Source organism: Kytococcus aerolatus (assembly GCF_900187395.1).
GTDB lineage: Bacteria > Actinomycetota > Actinomycetes > Actinomycetales > Dermatophilaceae > Kytococcus > Kytococcus aerolatus.
In genome coordinates this window covers 358941-375755 of the sequence record NZ_FYEZ01000002.1, presented here as the reverse complement: position 1 = coordinate 375755, position 16815 = coordinate 358941, and the positions used below count along the sequence as shown (strand labels likewise).

17 protein-coding genes are annotated in these 16815 nt (G+C 72.3%); 1 reads left to right on the top strand and 16 read right to left on the bottom strand.

The window, feature by feature from the left end; all coding sequences use genetic code 11:
- Nucleotide 1: 1 nt before the first annotated feature.
- The 13 genes from lepB to ffh form a co-directional block, all read right to left on the bottom strand.
- Nucleotides 2-640 (bottom strand): signal peptidase I, encoded by a 639-nt coding sequence (gene lepB / locus CFT82_RS08780; RefSeq protein ID WP_088818679.1) that lies wholly within the window; start codon nt 638-640, stop codon nt 2-4.
- A gap of 41 nt (nt 641-681) precedes the next feature.
- Nucleotides 682-1044, bottom strand: coding sequence for a 50S ribosomal protein L19 (rplS, locus tag CFT82_RS08775; protein WP_088818678.1), 363 nt, complete (start codon nt 1042-1044; stop codon nt 682-684).
- 163 nt (nt 1045-1207) lie between these two features.
- A complete protein-coding gene (locus CFT82_RS08770) occupies nt 1208-2689 on the bottom strand; it encodes an alanine/glycine:cation symporter family protein (protein WP_088818677.1) in 1482 nt (493 codons plus the stop codon).
- 32 nt (nt 2690-2721) lie between these two features.
- Nucleotides 2722-3471: a tRNA (guanosine(37)-N1)-methyltransferase TrmD gene (gene trmD / locus CFT82_RS08765; RefSeq protein ID WP_088818676.1), complete on the bottom strand. Its 750-nt coding sequence runs from the start codon at nt 3469-3471 to the stop codon at nt 2722-2724.
- Entirely contained in the window at nt 3471-4022 is a 552-nt protein-coding gene (gene rimM / locus CFT82_RS08760) for a ribosome maturation factor RimM (protein WP_234994368.1), read from the bottom strand. The genes trmD and rimM overlap by 1 nt, the downstream gene beginning before the upstream one ends.
- Nucleotides 4023-4107: 85 nt before the next feature.
- Nucleotides 4108-4347, bottom strand: coding sequence for an RNA-binding protein (locus CFT82_RS08755; RefSeq protein WP_088818675.1), 240 nt, complete (start codon nt 4345-4347; stop codon nt 4108-4110).
- Nucleotides 4348-4352: 5 nt separating this feature from the next.
- Entirely contained in the window at nt 4353-4856 is a 504-nt protein-coding gene (gene rpsP, locus CFT82_RS08750) for a 30S ribosomal protein S16 (protein ID WP_088818674.1), read from the bottom strand.
- A 203-nt stretch (nt 4857-5059) separates the two neighbouring features.
- Nucleotides 5060-5710 (bottom strand): GNAT family N-acetyltransferase, encoded by a 651-nt coding sequence (locus tag CFT82_RS08745; RefSeq protein ID WP_200815105.1) that lies wholly within the window; start codon nt 5708-5710, stop codon nt 5060-5062.
- A complete protein-coding gene (locus CFT82_RS08740) occupies nt 5703-6800 on the bottom strand; it encodes an amidohydrolase family protein (protein WP_088818673.1) in 1098 nt (365 codons plus the stop codon). Before CFT82_RS08740 ends, CFT82_RS08745 begins: the two co-directional genes overlap by 8 nt.
- Before the next feature lie 29 nt (nt 6801-6829).
- The gene (locus CFT82_RS08735) at nt 6830-8206 is read right to left on the bottom strand and encodes an NAD-dependent succinate-semialdehyde dehydrogenase (protein WP_088818672.1); all 1377 of its coding nucleotides are present in this window, start codon (nt 8204-8206) and stop codon (nt 6830-6832) included.
- Nucleotides 8203-9381, bottom strand: coding sequence for an ectoine hydrolase (gene doeA, locus CFT82_RS08730; RefSeq protein ID WP_234994367.1), 1179 nt, complete (start codon nt 9379-9381; stop codon nt 8203-8205). The genes CFT82_RS08735 and doeA overlap by 4 nt, the downstream gene beginning before the upstream one ends.
- Entirely contained in the window at nt 9378-10634 is a 1257-nt protein-coding gene (locus CFT82_RS08725; RefSeq protein ID WP_088818670.1) for an aspartate aminotransferase family protein, read from the bottom strand. Before CFT82_RS08725 ends, doeA begins: the two co-directional genes overlap by 4 nt.
- A gap of 108 nt (nt 10635-10742) precedes the next feature.
- On the bottom strand, nt 10743-12563 hold the full coding sequence (ffh, locus tag CFT82_RS08720) for a signal recognition particle protein (RefSeq protein WP_088818669.1): 1821 nt from the start codon (nt 12561-12563) through the stop codon (nt 10743-10745).
- Nucleotides 12564-12596: 33 nt separating this feature from the next.
- On the opposite strand from ffh, the gene CFT82_RS08715 reads away from it, so the two are divergent.
- Complete coding sequence (locus CFT82_RS08715) at nt 12597-13322, top strand: purine-nucleoside phosphorylase (protein WP_088818668.1); 726 nt, start codon at nt 12597-12599, stop codon at nt 13320-13322.
- Between the two features lie 244 nt (nt 13323-13566).
- On the opposite strand, the gene ftsY is transcribed toward CFT82_RS08715, so the two are convergent.
- The 3 genes from ftsY to CFT82_RS08700 form a co-directional block, all read right to left on the bottom strand.
- Nucleotides 13567-14985 (bottom strand): signal recognition particle-docking protein FtsY, encoded by a 1419-nt coding sequence (gene ftsY, locus CFT82_RS08710; RefSeq protein WP_088818667.1) that lies wholly within the window; start codon nt 14983-14985, stop codon nt 13567-13569.
- Nucleotides 14986-15018: 33 nt separating this feature from the next.
- Nucleotides 15019-16293 carry an MFS transporter gene (locus tag CFT82_RS08705; RefSeq protein ID WP_088818666.1) on the bottom strand — a complete coding sequence of 425 codons (1275 nt, stop codon included), beginning with the start codon at nt 16291-16293 and terminating at the stop codon, nt 15019-15021.
- Between the two features lie 181 nt (nt 16294-16474).
- On the bottom strand, nt 16475-16798 hold the full coding sequence (locus tag CFT82_RS08700) for a hypothetical protein (protein ID WP_143469582.1): 324 nt from the start codon (nt 16796-16798) through the stop codon (nt 16475-16477).
- Nucleotides 16799-16815: the final 17 nt, after the last annotated feature.

The following is a 16815-nucleotide window of genomic DNA, read 5'->3' as shown; positions in this document are numbered from 1 at the left end:
TTCACAGGCCCCACCGTACGTGGGCGACGAGCTCCTCGCTGCGCACCGCCCCGCCCCCGGGTGCCGCGAGATGGGTGCGGGAGTCGTTCGAGGCGGAGGGGTCGTCCCCGACCACCCACCACTCGTCGGGGCCCAGCACCACCTCGAAGGGGCTGTCGAGGCCCTCTCCCCCGGGGCGCCGGGCGGGCACCGGCTCCCCGTTGCGCACCATCGCACCGGCGGTGCAGCAGGTGATGGTGTCGCCCGGGCCGGCCACCACCCGCTTGACGACGCGCAGCTCCCCGCCGTCCTCGGCACGGTCCCCCCAGGCTGCCGTCGCGTCGAGCACGACGACGTCACCGACCTCGACCGCCGACTCCACCGGTCCGGAGAGCCCCCCGAGCCGGGTGGCCACCACCACCTGGCCCTCGGGGTGGGTCGGCTCCATCGACGGGCCGGTCACCCGGTAGGTCCGGACGAACGCCGCCACGAAGACCAGGGCCACGACGGTCGCCAGGGCGGCCCACAGACCCAGCCGGCGGAAGCTGGCGGGGGTCCGCCGGCCACGCCGCGCCCCCCGGCCCGTCCTCGACGCCGAGGACGGCCGGAGGACGACGTGCCGCCCCTGTCCGGTGGACGGGGGCGGCACGTGAGTCGTCATCGCGGGGGACCCCGTCGAGGACGGGGCCCGGTGGACCCTGGTCAGGCCTGGGTCGCGGTGTTGTCGCGCTTCTCGCGGATGCGAGCGGCCTTGCCGCGCAGGTCGCGCAGGTAGTAGAGCTTGGCGCGACGGACGTCACCACGGGTCAGGACCTCGATCTTCTCCACCACCGGGGAGTGCACCGGGAAGGTGCGCTCCACACCGATGCCGAAGCTGACCTTGCGGACGGTGTAGGTCTCGCCGATGCCACGGCCGTGGCGGCGGATGACGATGCCCTTGAAGACCTGGACACGGGTGCGGTTGCCCTCGATGACCTTCACGTGGACGTTCACGGTGTCACCGGCGCGGAACTCCGGGATGTCGTCGCGGAGGCTGGCTGCGTCGACGGCGTCGAGCTTCTGCATGCTGGGTCGCTTTCCGTGCGGTGCGCGCAGGTCACCGGCACTGTGTTCTCACCACGGCGGCGCCGTGGACGGTGTGGGAACGCTGATCGCACGACCTCGCGGCTTCTCCCCCCTGCGGCAGGGGCTGTGCGAGACGATCAGCAGCGGGTCATTCTGCCACAGGTCAGCGTGCGCCGGTGTCCAGGTGCTCCCGCCGGTAGGCCACCGCGTCGGCGTGGTCCATCGAGTCCTCCGGCTCCCAGCAGGTGATGCCCCGCCACTCCGCCGGCAGGCGGTCCGAGGTGAGGGCCGGGTTCCGCCCCTCGGCCAGCTGGGCCCGGTAGTCCTTGAGCAGCCAGGCCGCCTTCGGCGCCAGGAGGAGCAGGGAGACGATGGTGAGGACCGCGAGCAGCGGGAACAGGAAGTCCGCCAACGCCCACAGCAGGGTCGGCTCCACGAGGCAGCCGAGGAAGGTCAGCGCCACGAAGACCACCTTGAACGCCCACAGCACACCCCGGTTGCTGGTGAGGTACTGCACGTTGGACTCACCGTAGTAGTAGTCGGCCAGCACGGAGGTGAAGGCCAGGGTGAACAGGATGACGCCGAGGGCGATCGCGCCCCAGCTGCCGACCGCGTCCACGATGGAGGCCGAGGCCAGCTCTGCACCGGCCTCCTCGCCGCCCAGGTCGGGATCGGCCGAGAGCACGATGAACGCGGTGATGGTGCACACCACGAGGGTGTCCAGGTACACGCCGAGGGTCTGGGCGAAGCCCTGCTTGACGGGGTGGGAGACCGAGGCGGAGGCGGCCGCGTGGCCGGTGAGGCCCATCCCGGCCTCGTTGGAGAACATGGCGCGCTTCACGCCCTCCATGACCATGCCCATGAAGCTCCCCGCCGCGATGGCCTGCAGGCCGAAGGCCTGACCGAAGATGTTGCCGAAGACCTCGGGCACCTGATCGATGTTGATGAGGAGGATGCTCAGCCCCAGGAGCAGGTAGGCCCCGGCCATGAAGGGCACGAGCATCTCGGCCACGCGGCCGATCCGGCGGACCCCGCCGATGACGACGACGGCCGTGAGCAGGGCCACCACGGCGGCCACCGCCCAGTTGACCCAGGCCGCCTCGGTGGGGATCGCCTCGTCGACCGCGACGCGGATGGTGTTCGCCTGGAGCATGTTGAAGGAGATGCCCGCGCACACGAGGACCATGACGGCCACCAGCACGCCACCGACCCGGGTGCCCAGGGCCTTCTCGTAGACCACCGCTCCACCACCGCGGTAGGCGTCCCCCTCCCGGACCTTGTAGAGCTGCGAGATCGTGGACTCCACGAAGGCGGTGGCCCCGCCCACGAGGGCGATGAGCCACATCCAGAAGACCGAACCGGCCCCGCCCAGGGCCACGGCCGCGGACACGCCGGCGATGTTCGCCGTCCCGATGCGCCCGGCCGCCGAGACCGAGAAGGCGGCCAGCGTGGAGACGCTGCGATCCTCCCCGTTCTCGTCCTTCAGCGGTGGGTCCAGCAGGGTCTGGAACATGGCCGGGAGCATGCGGATCTGCACCGCTCCGGTCATGACGGTGAAAGCGATGCCGGCCAGCAGGACCAAGGGCGTCATCGGCCCCCAGATCCAGGCTCCGGCGTCGGCGAGCCAGGTCTCGATGGTGTCCACGGTCAGTCCTCCTCGAGGGGCTCGCGGGCGCGTCAGCCGGGCGAGCCCCGATCGGCTTGTCCGTGAGGCAGCATGTCAGGGCGACGGGCCCGGGTCCGCTCGATCCGCTGCGCGTGCCGCCACTCCGTGACCCTTCCGTGATGTCCGGAGAGCAGGACGGGCGGTACCTCGCGCCCTCGCCAGGAGGCGGGCTTGGTGTAGACCGGGTACTCCAGCAGGCCGTCCTCGTGGGACTCCTCGACGAGGGACTCGGCGTTCCCGACCACACCGGGCACGAGTCGCCCGACGGCCTCGGTCATGGCCAGCACGGCCACCTCACCACCGTTCAGGACGTAGTCACCCAGGGAGAGGACCTGGAGCTCCACCCGCTCGGAGTACTCCTCGACGACCCGCTCGTCGATGCCCTCGTACCGGCCACAGGCGAAGACCAGCCAGTCGCGGCCAGCGAGCTCGTGGGCCCGCTGCTGGGTGAACCGGTCTCCGCCGGGTCCGGGCACCACGAGCGTCGGGGTCCGGTCGGGCGCCAGCCCAAGGACGTGGTCGAGGGCCTCCCCCCACGGCTCCGGGCGCATCACCATGCCGGCGCCACCCCCGTAGGGGGTGTCGTCGACGGTGCGGTGCCGGTCGTGGGTGAAGTCGCGCAGGTCGTGCACGTGCACCTCGAGCAGGCCGTCCCGCTGCGCCTTGCCGAGCAGCGAGAGGTCGAGCGCCCGCAGGTACTCGGGGAAGATCGTGACGACGTCGATGCGCAGGGTGGCGCGGGGGCTCAGGGTGGCGGGCATCAGTCGAGGGGCTCCAGCAGGCCGGCCGGTGCGGTGACGGTGACCCGCCCGGCCTCCAGGTCGATCGTGGGGACGAGCTCCTCCACGAACGGGACGAGCGGCTGGTGGCCACCGGGGAGCCGGATCTCCAAGATGTCCTGGGCCGGGCGCAGGTGGAGCGTCACGACGGTACCCAGCGGTTCCCCGGCCGCGTCGACGACCTCCAGGCCCTCCAGCTCGGCGGGGTAGTACCCCTCGTCGTCCGTCTGCTCGGACTCGGAGGGTCCCACCAGGACCACCCCCCGCATCCGCTCGGCGGCGGTGCGGTCGGGCACCTCCTCGAAGCCCAGCAGGGTGATGCCCTGGTGGACACGGTGGGAGGAGACGGTGAGGGGTCCCTCCTCGGTCGGCGCGGTCTGCAGCACGGCGCCGATGCCGAGCCGGCCGTCGGGGTCGTCGGTGTGCAGCTGCACGGTCACCTCGCCGCGCAGGGCGTGCGGCTTGCCGATGCGAGCGAGCCGGACCATGCCCTCGGGCACCTCGGCGCGCTCTCGTTCACGGTGCTGGACCACGGGTCTCCTCCAGGGGTGTGGTGCGGGGACGGGAACGGCCCGGTACCCGAAGGTACCGGGCCGTTGCCCGTGCGTGCGGGGGTGTTCAGGTCGCGTCGGTCTCGACGATGTCGACCCGGACCCCGGCACCGTCGGCCAGGGCGCCCATGACGGTCCGCAGCGCCCGTGCGGTGCGACCACGGCGGCCGATGACCCGCCCCAGGTCGTCCGGGTGGACGTGGACCTGCAGGGTCTCGCCCCGTCGGTCCTGGACCGTGCGCACCTCGACGGACTCGTCGTGCTCGACGATGCCCTTCACGAGGTGCCCGAGCGCCTCGGCCAGCACGGGGATCAGGCCTCCGGGGTGGCCTCGCCGGCCGGGGCCTCGGCCTCGGCGGCCTTCTCCTCGGCGGGGGCCTCGGCGGCCTCCTCGGCGGGCTTCTCCTCGGCCGCGGCCTCGGCGGCCGGCTCGGCCTTCTTCTTCTTGGGGGTCGGCGCGTCGTTCACCGAGGCGTTCTCGGACTCGGCCAGGGCCTTCTCGAAGAGCTCCTGCTTGGAGGGCTTGACCTCGGCGGTCTTGAGGGTGGAACCCTCGCTCTCACCCTTGAACTTGGCCCAGTCGCCGGTGACCTTCAGCAGCGCAGCGACCTGCTCGGTCGGCTGCGCGCCGACGGAGAGCCAGTACTGCGCGCGCTCGGAGTTGATCTCGATGCGCGAGGGCTCCTCGGTCGGGTGGTAGAGACCGATCTCCTCGATCGCACGGCCATCGCGCTTCTGGCGCGAGTCCATGACGACGACGCGGTAGAACGGTGCACGGATCTTGCCCATGCGCTTCAGACGGATCTTGACAGCCACGTGTGTGGGACTCCTGTATCGAATCGGGTGGGTACCGGGACCTTCCGGTGGGGGCACGGAGATCGCCGCTTCCCTTGACCAGCCACACGCCGGAGAGAGGGTCCGACGCACAGCGAGTACCGAGCAATGATGCCAGACGGGCCCGTCCCCGGCGAATTCGGGGTCTCGGCGCGGGGGTTCCCCGGGTCGACACGCCCGAGGAGTCAGGCCGACGGCCACTCCTCGGTGGTCACCGCGTGGTGCACGTGGTCCCGCCAGGCCTCCCGGCCGTCCAGCCCGGGCACGTAGAGCATCCGCTCGATGAGTCCCTCCCGCCGGAAACCGAGCTTCTCCAGCACCCGGAGGCTCGCGGCGTTCCCCGGCTGCACGTTCGCCTCCACCCGGTGCAGCCCGAATCCCTCGGGCTGCGGGGCCAGGGCGAGGTCCACGACGAGCCGGAGCGCGTCCGTGAACAGCCCGGTACCGGCCCAGGGATCCATCGCGTCGTACCCGAGGGCGGCGCTCTGGAAGCGCCCGCGGACGATGTTCAGGACGTTGACCCGGGCCACGACGCCGTGCAGGGCGCGACCGGCGAGGTCGCACCCGGGGCGCCCCGGGGTCAAGCCGCACCGCTCCCCCAGCCCCACGGGGTCCTCGGCACGGACGAGGACCATCCGACCGGCATCACCCTGCTGCGCCAGGCGCCCCCGGAAGTCCCCGGGGTTGGACGGGTTCCACCGCCCCACCCGCTCGGCGGAGAGGCGGGCGGCCAGCGCGTACTCGGCCTCGTCGTCCGGCCCCAGCGTGCGGGCCAGCAGTCCCCCGGCCCGACGCTCCAACCGGTGGGCGGGCGTCGTGGAGGGGAGCTCAGCCACCGTGGCGGACACCTCGCAGGACGACGTGCGCCGGGTCGGCCAAGGCCCGGACGTCCTGCCGCGGGTCCCGGTCGTAGACGACGACGTCGGCGCTGGCTCCCTCGGCCAGGCCCTCGTGGCCGAGCCACTGCCGGGCCTCCCAGGTGGCCGCTCCGATCGCCTCGGTGGCGCTCATCCCCACGGACGTCAGCGCCTCCACCTCCTGCGCGATGAGCCCGTGCGGGAGCTGCCCACCGGCGTCCGTGCCGGCGTAGACCCGCACCCCGGCCTCCCGGGCCAGGCCGATCGTCTCGAAGCGCCGCTCGAACATGTCACGCATGTGGGCCGCGTAGGCGGGGAACTTGGCCTCCCCGGCGGCGGCGAACTTCGGGAAGTTCTCGATGTTGATGAGGGTCGGGGCGATCGCGATGTCCCGCGCGGCGAAGATCTCGACGCTCTCGGGGGTCAGGCCGGTCGCGTGCTCGATGCAGTCGATGCCCGCCTCGGCGAGGTCGAAGAGGGACTGCTCGTCGAAGCAGTGCGCGGTGACGCGGGCCCCCTCGGCGTGCGCGGCGGCGATGGCCTCGCGGGCGATGTCCACCGGCCACAGCGGCCGCAGGTCCCCGGCCTCCCGGTCGATCCAGTCCCCGACGAGCTTCACCCAGCCGTCGCCCGCACGGGCTTCCTGGCGCACGTACTCCACGAGCTGGTCGGGCTCGATCTCGTGCGCGAAGTTGCGGATGTAGCGCTTCGGGCGGGCGATGTGCCGCCCGGCCCGGACCAGGCGCGGCAGGTCCTCGCGGTCATGGATCCAGCTGGTGTCCACCGGCGAGCCGGCGTCGCGCAGGAGGAGGGTGCCGGCCTCGCGCTCGGTGACGGCCTGCTCCTCGGCCTCCTCCTGCGGCACTCCCCCGTCGGCATCCAGACCGACGTGGCAGTGGGCGTCCACCAGGCCCGGGAGGACGAAACCGTGGAGCTCCTCGGTGGGCACGGAGGCGGGAGGCCGGTCGAAGGTCAGCCGACCGTCGACCACCCAGGCCTCGGCGTGGCTCTCCTCGGGGCCGGCGATGATCTCACCGGTCAGGTGCAGGACGGGCTGCTGCGTGCTCATGCACTCACCGTAGTCCTCTCCGGGGGGCCTCACCCGGTGGCCGGGCCGACCCAGACCTGCTGGGCGTTGACGAACTCACGGATGCCGTGGGGGCCGAGCTCCCGGCCGTAGCCGGAGCGCTTGATCCCGCCGGAGGGCAGGCGGGGGTCGGTCTTCACGATGCCGTTGACGCTCACCTGCCCGGCCTCCACCTGCCGCGCCATCTCGACGCCCCGGTCGGTCGTGGTCCACACGGACGCCCCGAGCCCGTACGGGGTGTCGTTGGCCAGCCGCAGGGCGTCCGCCGCGTCCTCGGCGGCCACCACCGTGGCCACCGGCCCGAAGGTCTCCTCCCGGCAGGCCGCCATCCCGGGCTCCACCCCGGTCAGGAGGGTGACCGGGTAGAACCAGCCCTCGCCGGCCGGCAGCTCCCCGCCCAGCACGCAGGTCGCGCCCTCGGCGACGGTCCGCCGGACCTGGTCGTGCAGGTGCTCCCGGAGGTCCTCCCGGGCGAGCGGCCCCACCTGTGTCGCCTCGTCGGCGGGATCCCCCACCACGAGCGCCTCGAGCCGGGGGCGGAGCAGCTCGACGAAGCGGTCGTGCACCGAGCGCTCGACGATGATCCGCTTCGCCGCGATGCAGGACTGGCCGGCGTTGATGATCCGCGAGAGCGCGGCCACCTCGGCAGCCCGCTCGAGGTCCGCGTCCGCCAGGACGACGAAGGGGTCGGACCCACCGAGCTCCAGCACCGACGGCTTGATCTCCGAGGCCGCGACCGCCGCCACCTTCGCTCCGGCCCGATCCGACCCGGTGAAGGAGACCGCCCTGATCCGCGGGTCACGGATGACGGCCTCCACCTCCTCGTTCGGCAGGTGGAGCGCCTGGAACACGCCCGCGGGGAGCCCGGCCGCGGTGAAGACCTCCTCGATGGCCGTGGCGCAGTCGGGCACGTGCGGGTCGTGCTTCATCACGCAGGGGTTCCCGGCCATGAGGGCCGGCGCCGCGAAGCGCAGGGCGAGCCAGAAGGGAGCGTTCCAGGGCAGGATCCCCAGCACGGGACCGAGCGGGAGGTACTGCACCCACGACTCCGTGGCGTCCGAGGCCAGGCGCTCGTCGGCCAGGTACTCCGCGGCGTGCTCGGCGTAGTGCTCCGCGGCCCAGGCGGCCTTCTCGACCTCGCCCCGGGCCTCGGTGATCGGCTTGCCCATCTCCCGGGTCATGAGCGGTGCCAGGTCCCCGCGCCGGTCCCGGAGGCGCTCGGCCACCGCCCGCAGCACCTCGGCCCGCTGCTCGATCGGGGTGTCCCGCCAGCCGGCGAACGCGTCCTTGGCGCGGGCGAGGGTGGCCTCCACCTCGGCCGGCCCGGCGGTCGAGACCTCGGAGGTCACCCGGCCGGTGGTCGGGTCGATGGCCTGCAGCGTGCTCATGCGGATCCTCCTCGGGTGGTGACCGTGAACTCCTCGGGCAGGGTGAAGAGCGACTCGCAGCCGTCGGCGGTGACGTGCAGGGTGTCGGAGATCCCCACCGTCCGGGTCCCGCCCACCCCCCACATCCAGGGGATGACGTGGAAGGTCATGCCCTCCTCGAGCGGCCGCCGGTCGCGCTCCATGATCGAGAGGAAGTACCCCTCGTCCCAGCTGGGCGGGAAGGCGATGCCGATGGAGTACCCGGCCCGGGTGACCAGCCGGGCACCGACCGTGTTGTCCTCGACCACCTCCCGCACCAGGGTGTCGATGTCACCCACCGGGACCCCGGGGCGCATCGTGCGACGGACCTCGGCGAGGGCCGTCCGCATGGTGTCCTGCGCTGCACGCAGGTCGTCGGGCAGCTCCTCCGTGACCGCGGTCCGCATCATCACCGCGTGGTACCGACGGACACACCCACCCACCTCGAGGAAGACGTGCTCGCCCGGCTGGATGGTGCGACCCTCCCAGGTGGCGTGCCCGATCATCGAGCGCGGTCCGGAGGCGACGTACGGCATGACCGCTGGGAACTCGCCCCCGGCGGCGAACATCGCGTGGCTGATCGCGGCGGCCACCTCGTTCTCGGTGGCCCCCGGGACGCAGGCCTCGAGACCGGCGGCCATCCCGGCCTGTCCCGCCCGGGCGGCCCGCCGCATCACCTCGACCTCGGCCGGCGACTTGCGGACGCGTCCCTCCTCGACCATGCCGTAGCAGTCCACCAGGTCGTGCTCCCAGGCGTCGCGCAGACGGTCCTGCTGGTAGGCCGGGAAGTAGTAGCTGTTGCGCTCGAAGCCCACCCGCGCCCCGGCCGGACCGAGCTCGACGAGCACGTCCACGAGGGTCTGGATGGCGTCCCCGGTGTCCGGGTAGGGACGGGTCCGCTCCACCCAGGTGCGGTGGACGACGTTGGACTCCTCCAGGGCCCGGGTGATCATCACCGGCTCGCCCTCCAGCGGCACGACGAGCGCCTGGAAGAACGAGTACCCGGTGGTCTGGTAGTCGGTGAGGTACATGAGGTTGTCCGGGGCCGAGACCACGGCCACGTCCAGCTCCCGCTCCACCATCCGCTCCCGCAGCCCGGTGAGCCGGCGCTCGTACTCCTCGGGGGCGAAGGTCATGTCGTCCCGGCGGCGCATCATCGACCTCCTGCCGCGGCGAGGGCCTGCTCGAGCAGGTCCAGCCCCTCGGCCAGGACCTCGTCCTCGATGGTCAGGGGCGGGATGAGCTTGAGCACCCGGCCCTCCGGGCCGCAGGGGCCGATGAGCAGCCCGCGCTCGAAGGCCTCCCGCTGCACCTCCCTGGCCAGGTCACCGTCCCCGGTGTCCAGCGCCTGCATCATGCCCCGCCCCCGGACCTCCCACCGCTCGTCACCCAGGGTCCGGGCGAGCTCGGAGAGGCGGCTGGCCATCACCTCGCCCTTGGCCCGCACCGCGGACATGAGCCGGTCGTCGGTGAAGTGGTCCAGCGCGACCCGACCGGCGGTGAAGGAGATGCCCTGCCCCCGGAAGGTGCCGGTGTGGGCACCGGGGGCCCAGTGGTCGTCGACCTCCGGTCGGTTGAGGGTCATGGCGATCGGGGTGCCGAAGCCGCCCAGTCCCTTGGCCAGGACGATGATGTCCGGGTCGAGCCCCATGCCGTCGAAGGAGAAGTAGCTGCCGGTGCGGCCGATCCCGGCCTGGATGTCGTCGACCACCAGCAGCGCCCCGACCTCGTGGGCGACCTCCTGGACCCGGACCAGCCACTCGGCGCTGGCGACGTTCACCCCGCCCTCGGCCTGGACGGTCTCCACGAGAAAGGCCGCCGGCGGACGCAGCCCGCTGGAGGGGTCCTGCAGGGCGGCCCGGTAGGCCTCCAGCGCCTCGGCCCCGCCGGGCGCGGTCTCGAAGGGCAGCCGGACGACGTTCTCCAGCGGCACCCCCGCCCACTGCCGGAAGGCGTCGTTGGCCGTGGCGGCCAGGGACCCCAGGGTCATGCCGTGGAACCCGTGGGTGAAGGCCACCACCTCGCGCCGTCCGGTCGTGCGGCGGGCGAGCTTGAGGGCCGCCTCCACGGCGTTGGAGCCGGTCGGCCCCATGAACTGCATCCGGTGGTCCATCCCCCGCGGGGCGAGCACCACCTCGTGGAAGCGCTCGATGAAGTCCCGCTTGGCGGTGGTGTGGGTGTCCAGGGAGTGAGCCACCCCGTCGGCCTGCAGGAAGGCGATGATCGCCTCCTTCATGGCCGGGTCGTTGTGGCCGAAGTTCAGGACCCCGGCACCCGCGAAGAAGTCGATGTAGCGCTTGCCGTCCTCGTCCACCTGGTGGGCGTTGGACGCAGAGGCGAAGACGGTCGGGTAGGCGCGGCAGTACCCGCGGACCTGCGACTCGTGACGCTCGAAGGGGGTGGTGTCCATGACCGGCCTCACAATCACTCGGGACTGACCTGCACGGCCAGCCCGTGGACAGTGACCCCGGTCACTGGACCGTGTCCCTCCGAGCCTGACCCCCTGAGGGGGCCCCCGTCAACCCTTTCCGTGACCTCCGCCGCCGAGGAACTTCTCGAAGCCCTTGGGCAGCTGAAGGTCGCCCAGGCCCTCCTCGGCCGGCTTGGCCTGCCCGGTGGGCTTCCTGCCCGCCGGGCGCTGGGCCTGGCCGCCCCCGTGACCACCGGCCAGGGCGTCGAGGCCGGCCAGCCCACCACCGGACCCGGACCCGGAGCCGCCGCCGTGGCCCCCGGCCAGCGCGTCGAGCCCACCGAAGGCCGACTTCTTCTTCGGCGCCTCCTCCTCGCCGACGCCGAACATCTCGTCCATGCGGCGCTTCTGCGCCTCCTCGGCCTTCCGTGCTGCCTCGGCCTCCTGCTGCGCCCGCTTGGCCGGGTTGCCCGACTTGGCCTTGGTCCGCTGGTTCTTGCCCTTCTTGCCCTTGCCGCCCCCCGGGCCACCCATGCCGGGCATCCCCGGCATCGCCATGCCCGGCATCCCGGGCATGCCGCCGCCCTTCTTCATCTGCTTCATCATCTTCTGGGCCTGGCCGAAGCGCTCCAGGAGCTGGTTCACCTCGGAGACCTGGACGCCCGAGCCCTTCGCGATGCGGGCGCGGCGGGAGCCGTTGATCTGCTTGGGGTGGGTGCGCTCGAAGGGGGTCATGGAGCGGACGATCGCCTCGACCCGGTCGAACTCGCGCTCGTCCAGGGCGTCCAGCGCGGCGCGGTGCTGGGACATCCCCGGCATCATGCCCATGAGCTGCTTGATGTTGCCCATCTTCTTGACCGTCGCGAACATCTCGAGGAAGTCGTTGAGGGTGAACTCCTCCTCCGAGAGGAAGCGCTTGGACATGTCAGCGGCCTGCGCGCGGTCGAAGGCACGCTCGGCCTGCTCGATGAGGGTGAGCACGTCACCCATGTCGAGGATGCGGCTGGCCATGCGATCGGGGTGGAAGACCTCGAAGTCCTTCACCGCCTCGCCGGTGGAGGCGAACATGATCGGCTTGCCGGTCACCGAGGCCACCGAGAGGGCCGCACCACCGCGGGCGTCACCGTCGAGCTTGGAGAGCACCACGCCGGTGAAGTTCACCCCCTGGTCGAAGGCCATGGCGGTGTCGATGGCGGCCTGTCCGATCATGGCGTCGATGACGAACAGCACCTCCTCGGGGTTCACCGCGGCGCGGATGTCCGCGGCCTGCTGCATGAGCTCCTCGTCGACGGCGAGGCGACCGGCGGTGTCGATGATCACCACGTCGTGCTGACGGGCCTGCCCCTGGGCCACACCACGGCGGGCCACCTCGACGGGGTCGCCGAAGGAGCGGGTGCCCTCACCGGTCTCGGTGACGGCGTCGTGGCCGAAGACATTGCCCTTCTCCGGGGCGTAGACCGGCACCCCGGCGCGCTCGCCGACGACCTGGAGCTGGTTCACGGCGTTCGGGCGCTGGAGGTCGCAGGCCACGAGCAGCGGGGTGTGGCCCTGGTCCTTGAGCCACTTGCCGAGCTTGCCGGCCAGGGTGGTCTTACCCGCACCCTGCAGACCGGCCAGCATGATGACCGTGGGCGGGCGCTTGGCGAAGCGGATCGTCCGGGTCTCGCCGCCGAGGATGTCGACGAGCTCCTCGTTGACGATCTTCACGACCTGCTGGGCCGGGTTGAGGGCCTCCGACACCTCCGCGCCGGTGGCCCGCTCGCGGACGACCTTGGTGAACTGCTTCACCACCGGCAGGGCCACGTCGGCGTCGAGCAGGGCCAGCCGGATGTCGCGGACCGTCGCGTTGACGTCGGACTCGGTGAGCTTGCCCTTGCGCTTCAGGTTGCCGAAGGTCTGGGTGAGGCGATCGGAGAGGCTGTTGAACACCCGCCCGATTCTACGGGCTGACACAATCGGCCCATGGCCACTCCCCACATCTCCGCCGGATCCGACGACTTCGCCCCCGCCGTGCTCATGCCCGGCGACCCCCGGCGCGCCGAGCGCATCGCCCACGCGCTCATGCCCGACGCGCGCCTCGTGACCGACGTGCGCGGCATGCTCGGCTTCACCGGCACCGTCGAGGTGGACGGGTCCCAGCACCCGCTCTCGGTGATGGGCTCGGGCATGGGCCAGCCGAGCGCGACCATCTACGCCACCGAGCTCTTCCGCGAGTACGGCGTGCAGCGGATCATCCGCGTGGGCACCTGCGGCGGGATCGCCGAGGGCGTGGCCGTGGGCGACGTGATCATCGGCACCGGGGCGCACACCGACTCGGCGATGAATCAGCACCGCGTGCCGGGCATCAACTTTTCGGCCGTGGCGAGCCTGCCGCTGGCCGCCGCCGCCTGGGAGGCGCGCGGGCAGGTGGCCGAGGGCACCGTGCACGCCGGGCCGATCGTCAGCAAGGACCACTTCTACTGGACCGTGCCGGGGATGATCGACGGGCTGCGGGCCCACGGGACGCTCGGGGTGGAGATGGAGGCCGCGGCGCTCTACGGGGTGGCCAACGAGTTCGGCCGCGAGGCGCTGGCGGTGCTCACGGTGAGCGACCACCTCATCGACGGCTCCGCGGACATGAGCGCCGAGGAGCGCGAGACCCGCTTCTCCGGGGCGCTCGCCCTGGCCCTGGCGGCCGCCACCTGCTGAGCTCCTCCTCGGAGGCGAAGGGCGCCACCCCGAGGCCGCCCCGGCGGAACCGTCCTCGGGGGGGCAACCGGTCGACCCCCACGGTGTCACCACACCCACCGGGAGCAACCGGTTGATCCCTGGACTGTCGCGGGGTCGACCGGTTGCTCCCGGCCGCAAGCGCGACACCCTCAAGGGCAATGGGTTGCTCCTGAGGGTGTCGCGCTTCGTGGGGTCACGCTGGGGCCCCACGAAGCCGGCCGGTTCAGTCCAGCAGGGCGTCGACGAAGTCCTCGGCCACGAAGGGCGCCAGGTCGTCCGGGCCCTCGCCGAGCCCGACCAGCTTGACCGGCACGCCGAGCCCGCGCTGCACCGCCACGACGATGCCGCCGCGCGCGGTGCCGTCCATCTTGGTCAGCACGATGCCGGTGACGTCCACGGCCTGGCTGAACACCTCGGCCTGCTTCATGCCGTTCTGACCGGTGGTGGCGTCCAGCACCAGCAGCACCTCGTCGATGGGGCTGCGCTTCTCCACCACGCGCTTGACCTTCGCCAGCTCGTCCATGAGGCCGGCCTTGTTGTGCAGGCGCCCGGCGGTGTCGAGGATGACCACGTCGGCCTCGGACTCCATGCCGTCGCGCACCGCGTCGAAGGCCACCGACGCCGGGTCGGCGCCCTCCTTCTCGCTGCGCACCGTGCGCACGCCCACGCGCTCGCCCCAGGTCTGCAGCTGGTCGGCCGCCGCCGCACGGAAGGTGTCCGCCGCACCGAGGACGACGTCCTTGTCCTGCGCCACGAGCACGCGGGCGATCTTGCCCACGGTGGTCGTCTTGCCGGTGCCGTTCACCCCGACCACGAGCACCACCGAGGGGCGCCCATCCTGCCGGGTGGCGGCCACGGAGCGCTCCATCGTCGGGTCGACGAGGCGCACGAGCTCCTCGCGCAGCCAGCCGCGCACCACGTCGGGGTCGGTGGTGTTCTCCACGAGCACCCGCTTGCGCAGGTTCTCCACGAGCTCGGTCGTGGCCTCCACACCGAGGTCGCTGGCGATGAGGGTGTCCTCGACCTCCTCCCAGGCCTCCTCGTCGAGGTCGCCGGCCGAGAGCAGCTTGAGGAGAGCCTGCCCGACGGCGTTGTTGGAGCGCGAGAGCCGCGAGCGCAGCCGCACCAGGCGGCCGTCGGCGCTCGGGGGGATCTCGACCCGCTGGCCCGGCTCGAGGTCGACCTCGGAATCGACGACCTCCCCCTCCTCGGGCGGGGCCTGGGTGCCGCGGTCGACCGGGGCCTCGGGAGTCGCGGGGCTGGACGCCGTCGGCTCGGCCCGCTCAGGGCGGACATCACCGTCCACCGGCATCGGCGGGAGGGCCGACTTCTCCTTGAGGTGGGTAGGCCCCGTCCCCTCGTCGGCGGCCGGCTTCGACGGCGCATCCGTCTTGCGGTCGAAGTCGATGACCGCACCCTGGGTGCGCTCCTTATAGGTCGACTTCTTCGCCGGCGTGTGCTCGATCGGCGGCCGCGTGGTGCGCGGCTTCTCGGTCGGCTCGGTGGGCTCGGGATCGATCGTGGTCGTGTCGCCGCCACCGGCCTTGGCCCGCAGCCACGCCCACGTCCCGCCGCCGAGGAGACCGAGGGTCAGGCCACCGGCGACGAGCTGCTCTGTCAGGGTGTCGAGGAATTCAGGCACGCTGGCAGTCTGTCATGGGGTCGTGCCGAGGGGTCACGTCCCGCGGCTGGCGAACTGGTGCCGCCCCGCCACCCGGACCAGGTGCCGCGCCGCCACCAGCGAGCAGGCCACCAGCACCGCCGAGACGAGGGCCAGCACCGCGAGCCCCGCAGCGTCGGCAACGGGGCCGGCCATCCACACCCCGAGGCCGAAGGACCCGATGGTGGCGAAGTCCACCCAGGAGCTGGCGCGGGCCCGGGAGTCGTCCGGGACCGACTCGGCGAGCAGCTCGTAGGACGAGGCCCCGGTGAGGGCCTGCCCGCCCCGGTGGACCAGCAGCGCCGCCAGCGCCACCCCCAGTGCCGGCCAGCCGAGCAGCACCGCCGCGGCAGCCAGCACCGCGAAGCCCAGCGCCTGGGCCACCAGTCCCCTGATGAGCAGGGTGCCCGCCCCGACGCGGGTGGCCAGACGGGTCACCAGCAGCATGCCAGCGAGGGTGGCCACCACCGACCAGGCGTTGAGCCCGCTGTAGGTGAGCTCGGCGTTCCCCAGGTGCTCGGCCAGCAGCGGCAGCAGCACCCACATCGCGCCGGTGCCCAGCTGGATGGCAGCCCACAGCCCCATGAACGACCAGAGCACCGGGAAGCGGACCAGGACGTGGCGGCGATCGGATGCGGGGAGCGCCCCGGCGGTCGCCCCGTCCCCGTCGGGTGCGGGCTCCTCGGACCCACCCGGGCCGAAGGCACGCCGGATGGAAGCCACCAGCACGCCGGCGAGCACGAAGGACAGGGCGTTGACCAGCAGCGCCCACTCGACCCCGGCGCCGAGGGACAGTCCGGCCACCAGGGCCGGGCCGAGCAACCCACCGGCCGTTCCCACCTGCGCGAAGGCGGCGAAGAGACTGCCCAGGTTGACCTCGGGCCGCAACCGGGGCAGGGCCGCGTTCGACGCCGGGAAGTAGAGCGACTCGAACACGGTGGAGAGGCAGGCCAGGGCGAAGACCACCCACACATGGTCGGCGGCCAGGAACATGCCGGCGTAGCAGACCGCTCCTCCCCCGCAGGCCAGCAGCATGACGCGCTGCCGGTCGAAGCGGTCGCCGACGGAGCCGCAGAGGGGCGTGACCACCGCATCGAGGACGACCAGGGCCGCCAACAGGGTGGAGAGCTGGGTGGCCGAGTCGGTCGCCCGCGAGAGCAGGAGCACCAGTGCGGTGAACCCCGCCGCATCACCTGTCTCGGCGACGAAACGGGTGGCCATGAGCCGGTGCCACACGCCCCGGTCGGCGCCGACCAGTCGAACGCCGGTCACCCTCTCGAGCAGTCTCATGCCGCCGCCCTCACTGCGCCCCCGACCCCGATGCAGGAGCAGAGAGCACCGTCGTGCTGGTCCGTGGACCCGACCACCATGGATCAGCCCGCCGCCGAACTCCACCGGATTTCCGGCTCACTGGACGCGCGGGGCGGTCCACGGCGTCGGGAGGGCCGCCAGTCCACCCAGCAGCCGAGCGTCAGGGATCCACCGGCCGGAGCCAGTCCTGGACCATCACGTGCCCCGGGGGGAGGGTGGCCAGCCAGGCGTCCATCTCCGGATGGGGCTGGGTGCGCAGCACGTGGAGCGCAAGGGAGCCGGTGGGGCCCGGGTCACAGATGGTGGCCAGGAGGTCCCAGACGCGTTCGTGGTCGTCCAGCACCGTCGCCACCTCCTCGAGCGAGATCGCGGTCTCGACACCCTCCTGACGCGGGAACTCCTGCGGACACCACTGCACGTCCTCGAAGGAAGCAGCCGCCCCCGCATCGACCTGGATGACGCGCGGCCGCCACGCCCCTCGCACTGTGGCAAACCGAGGCA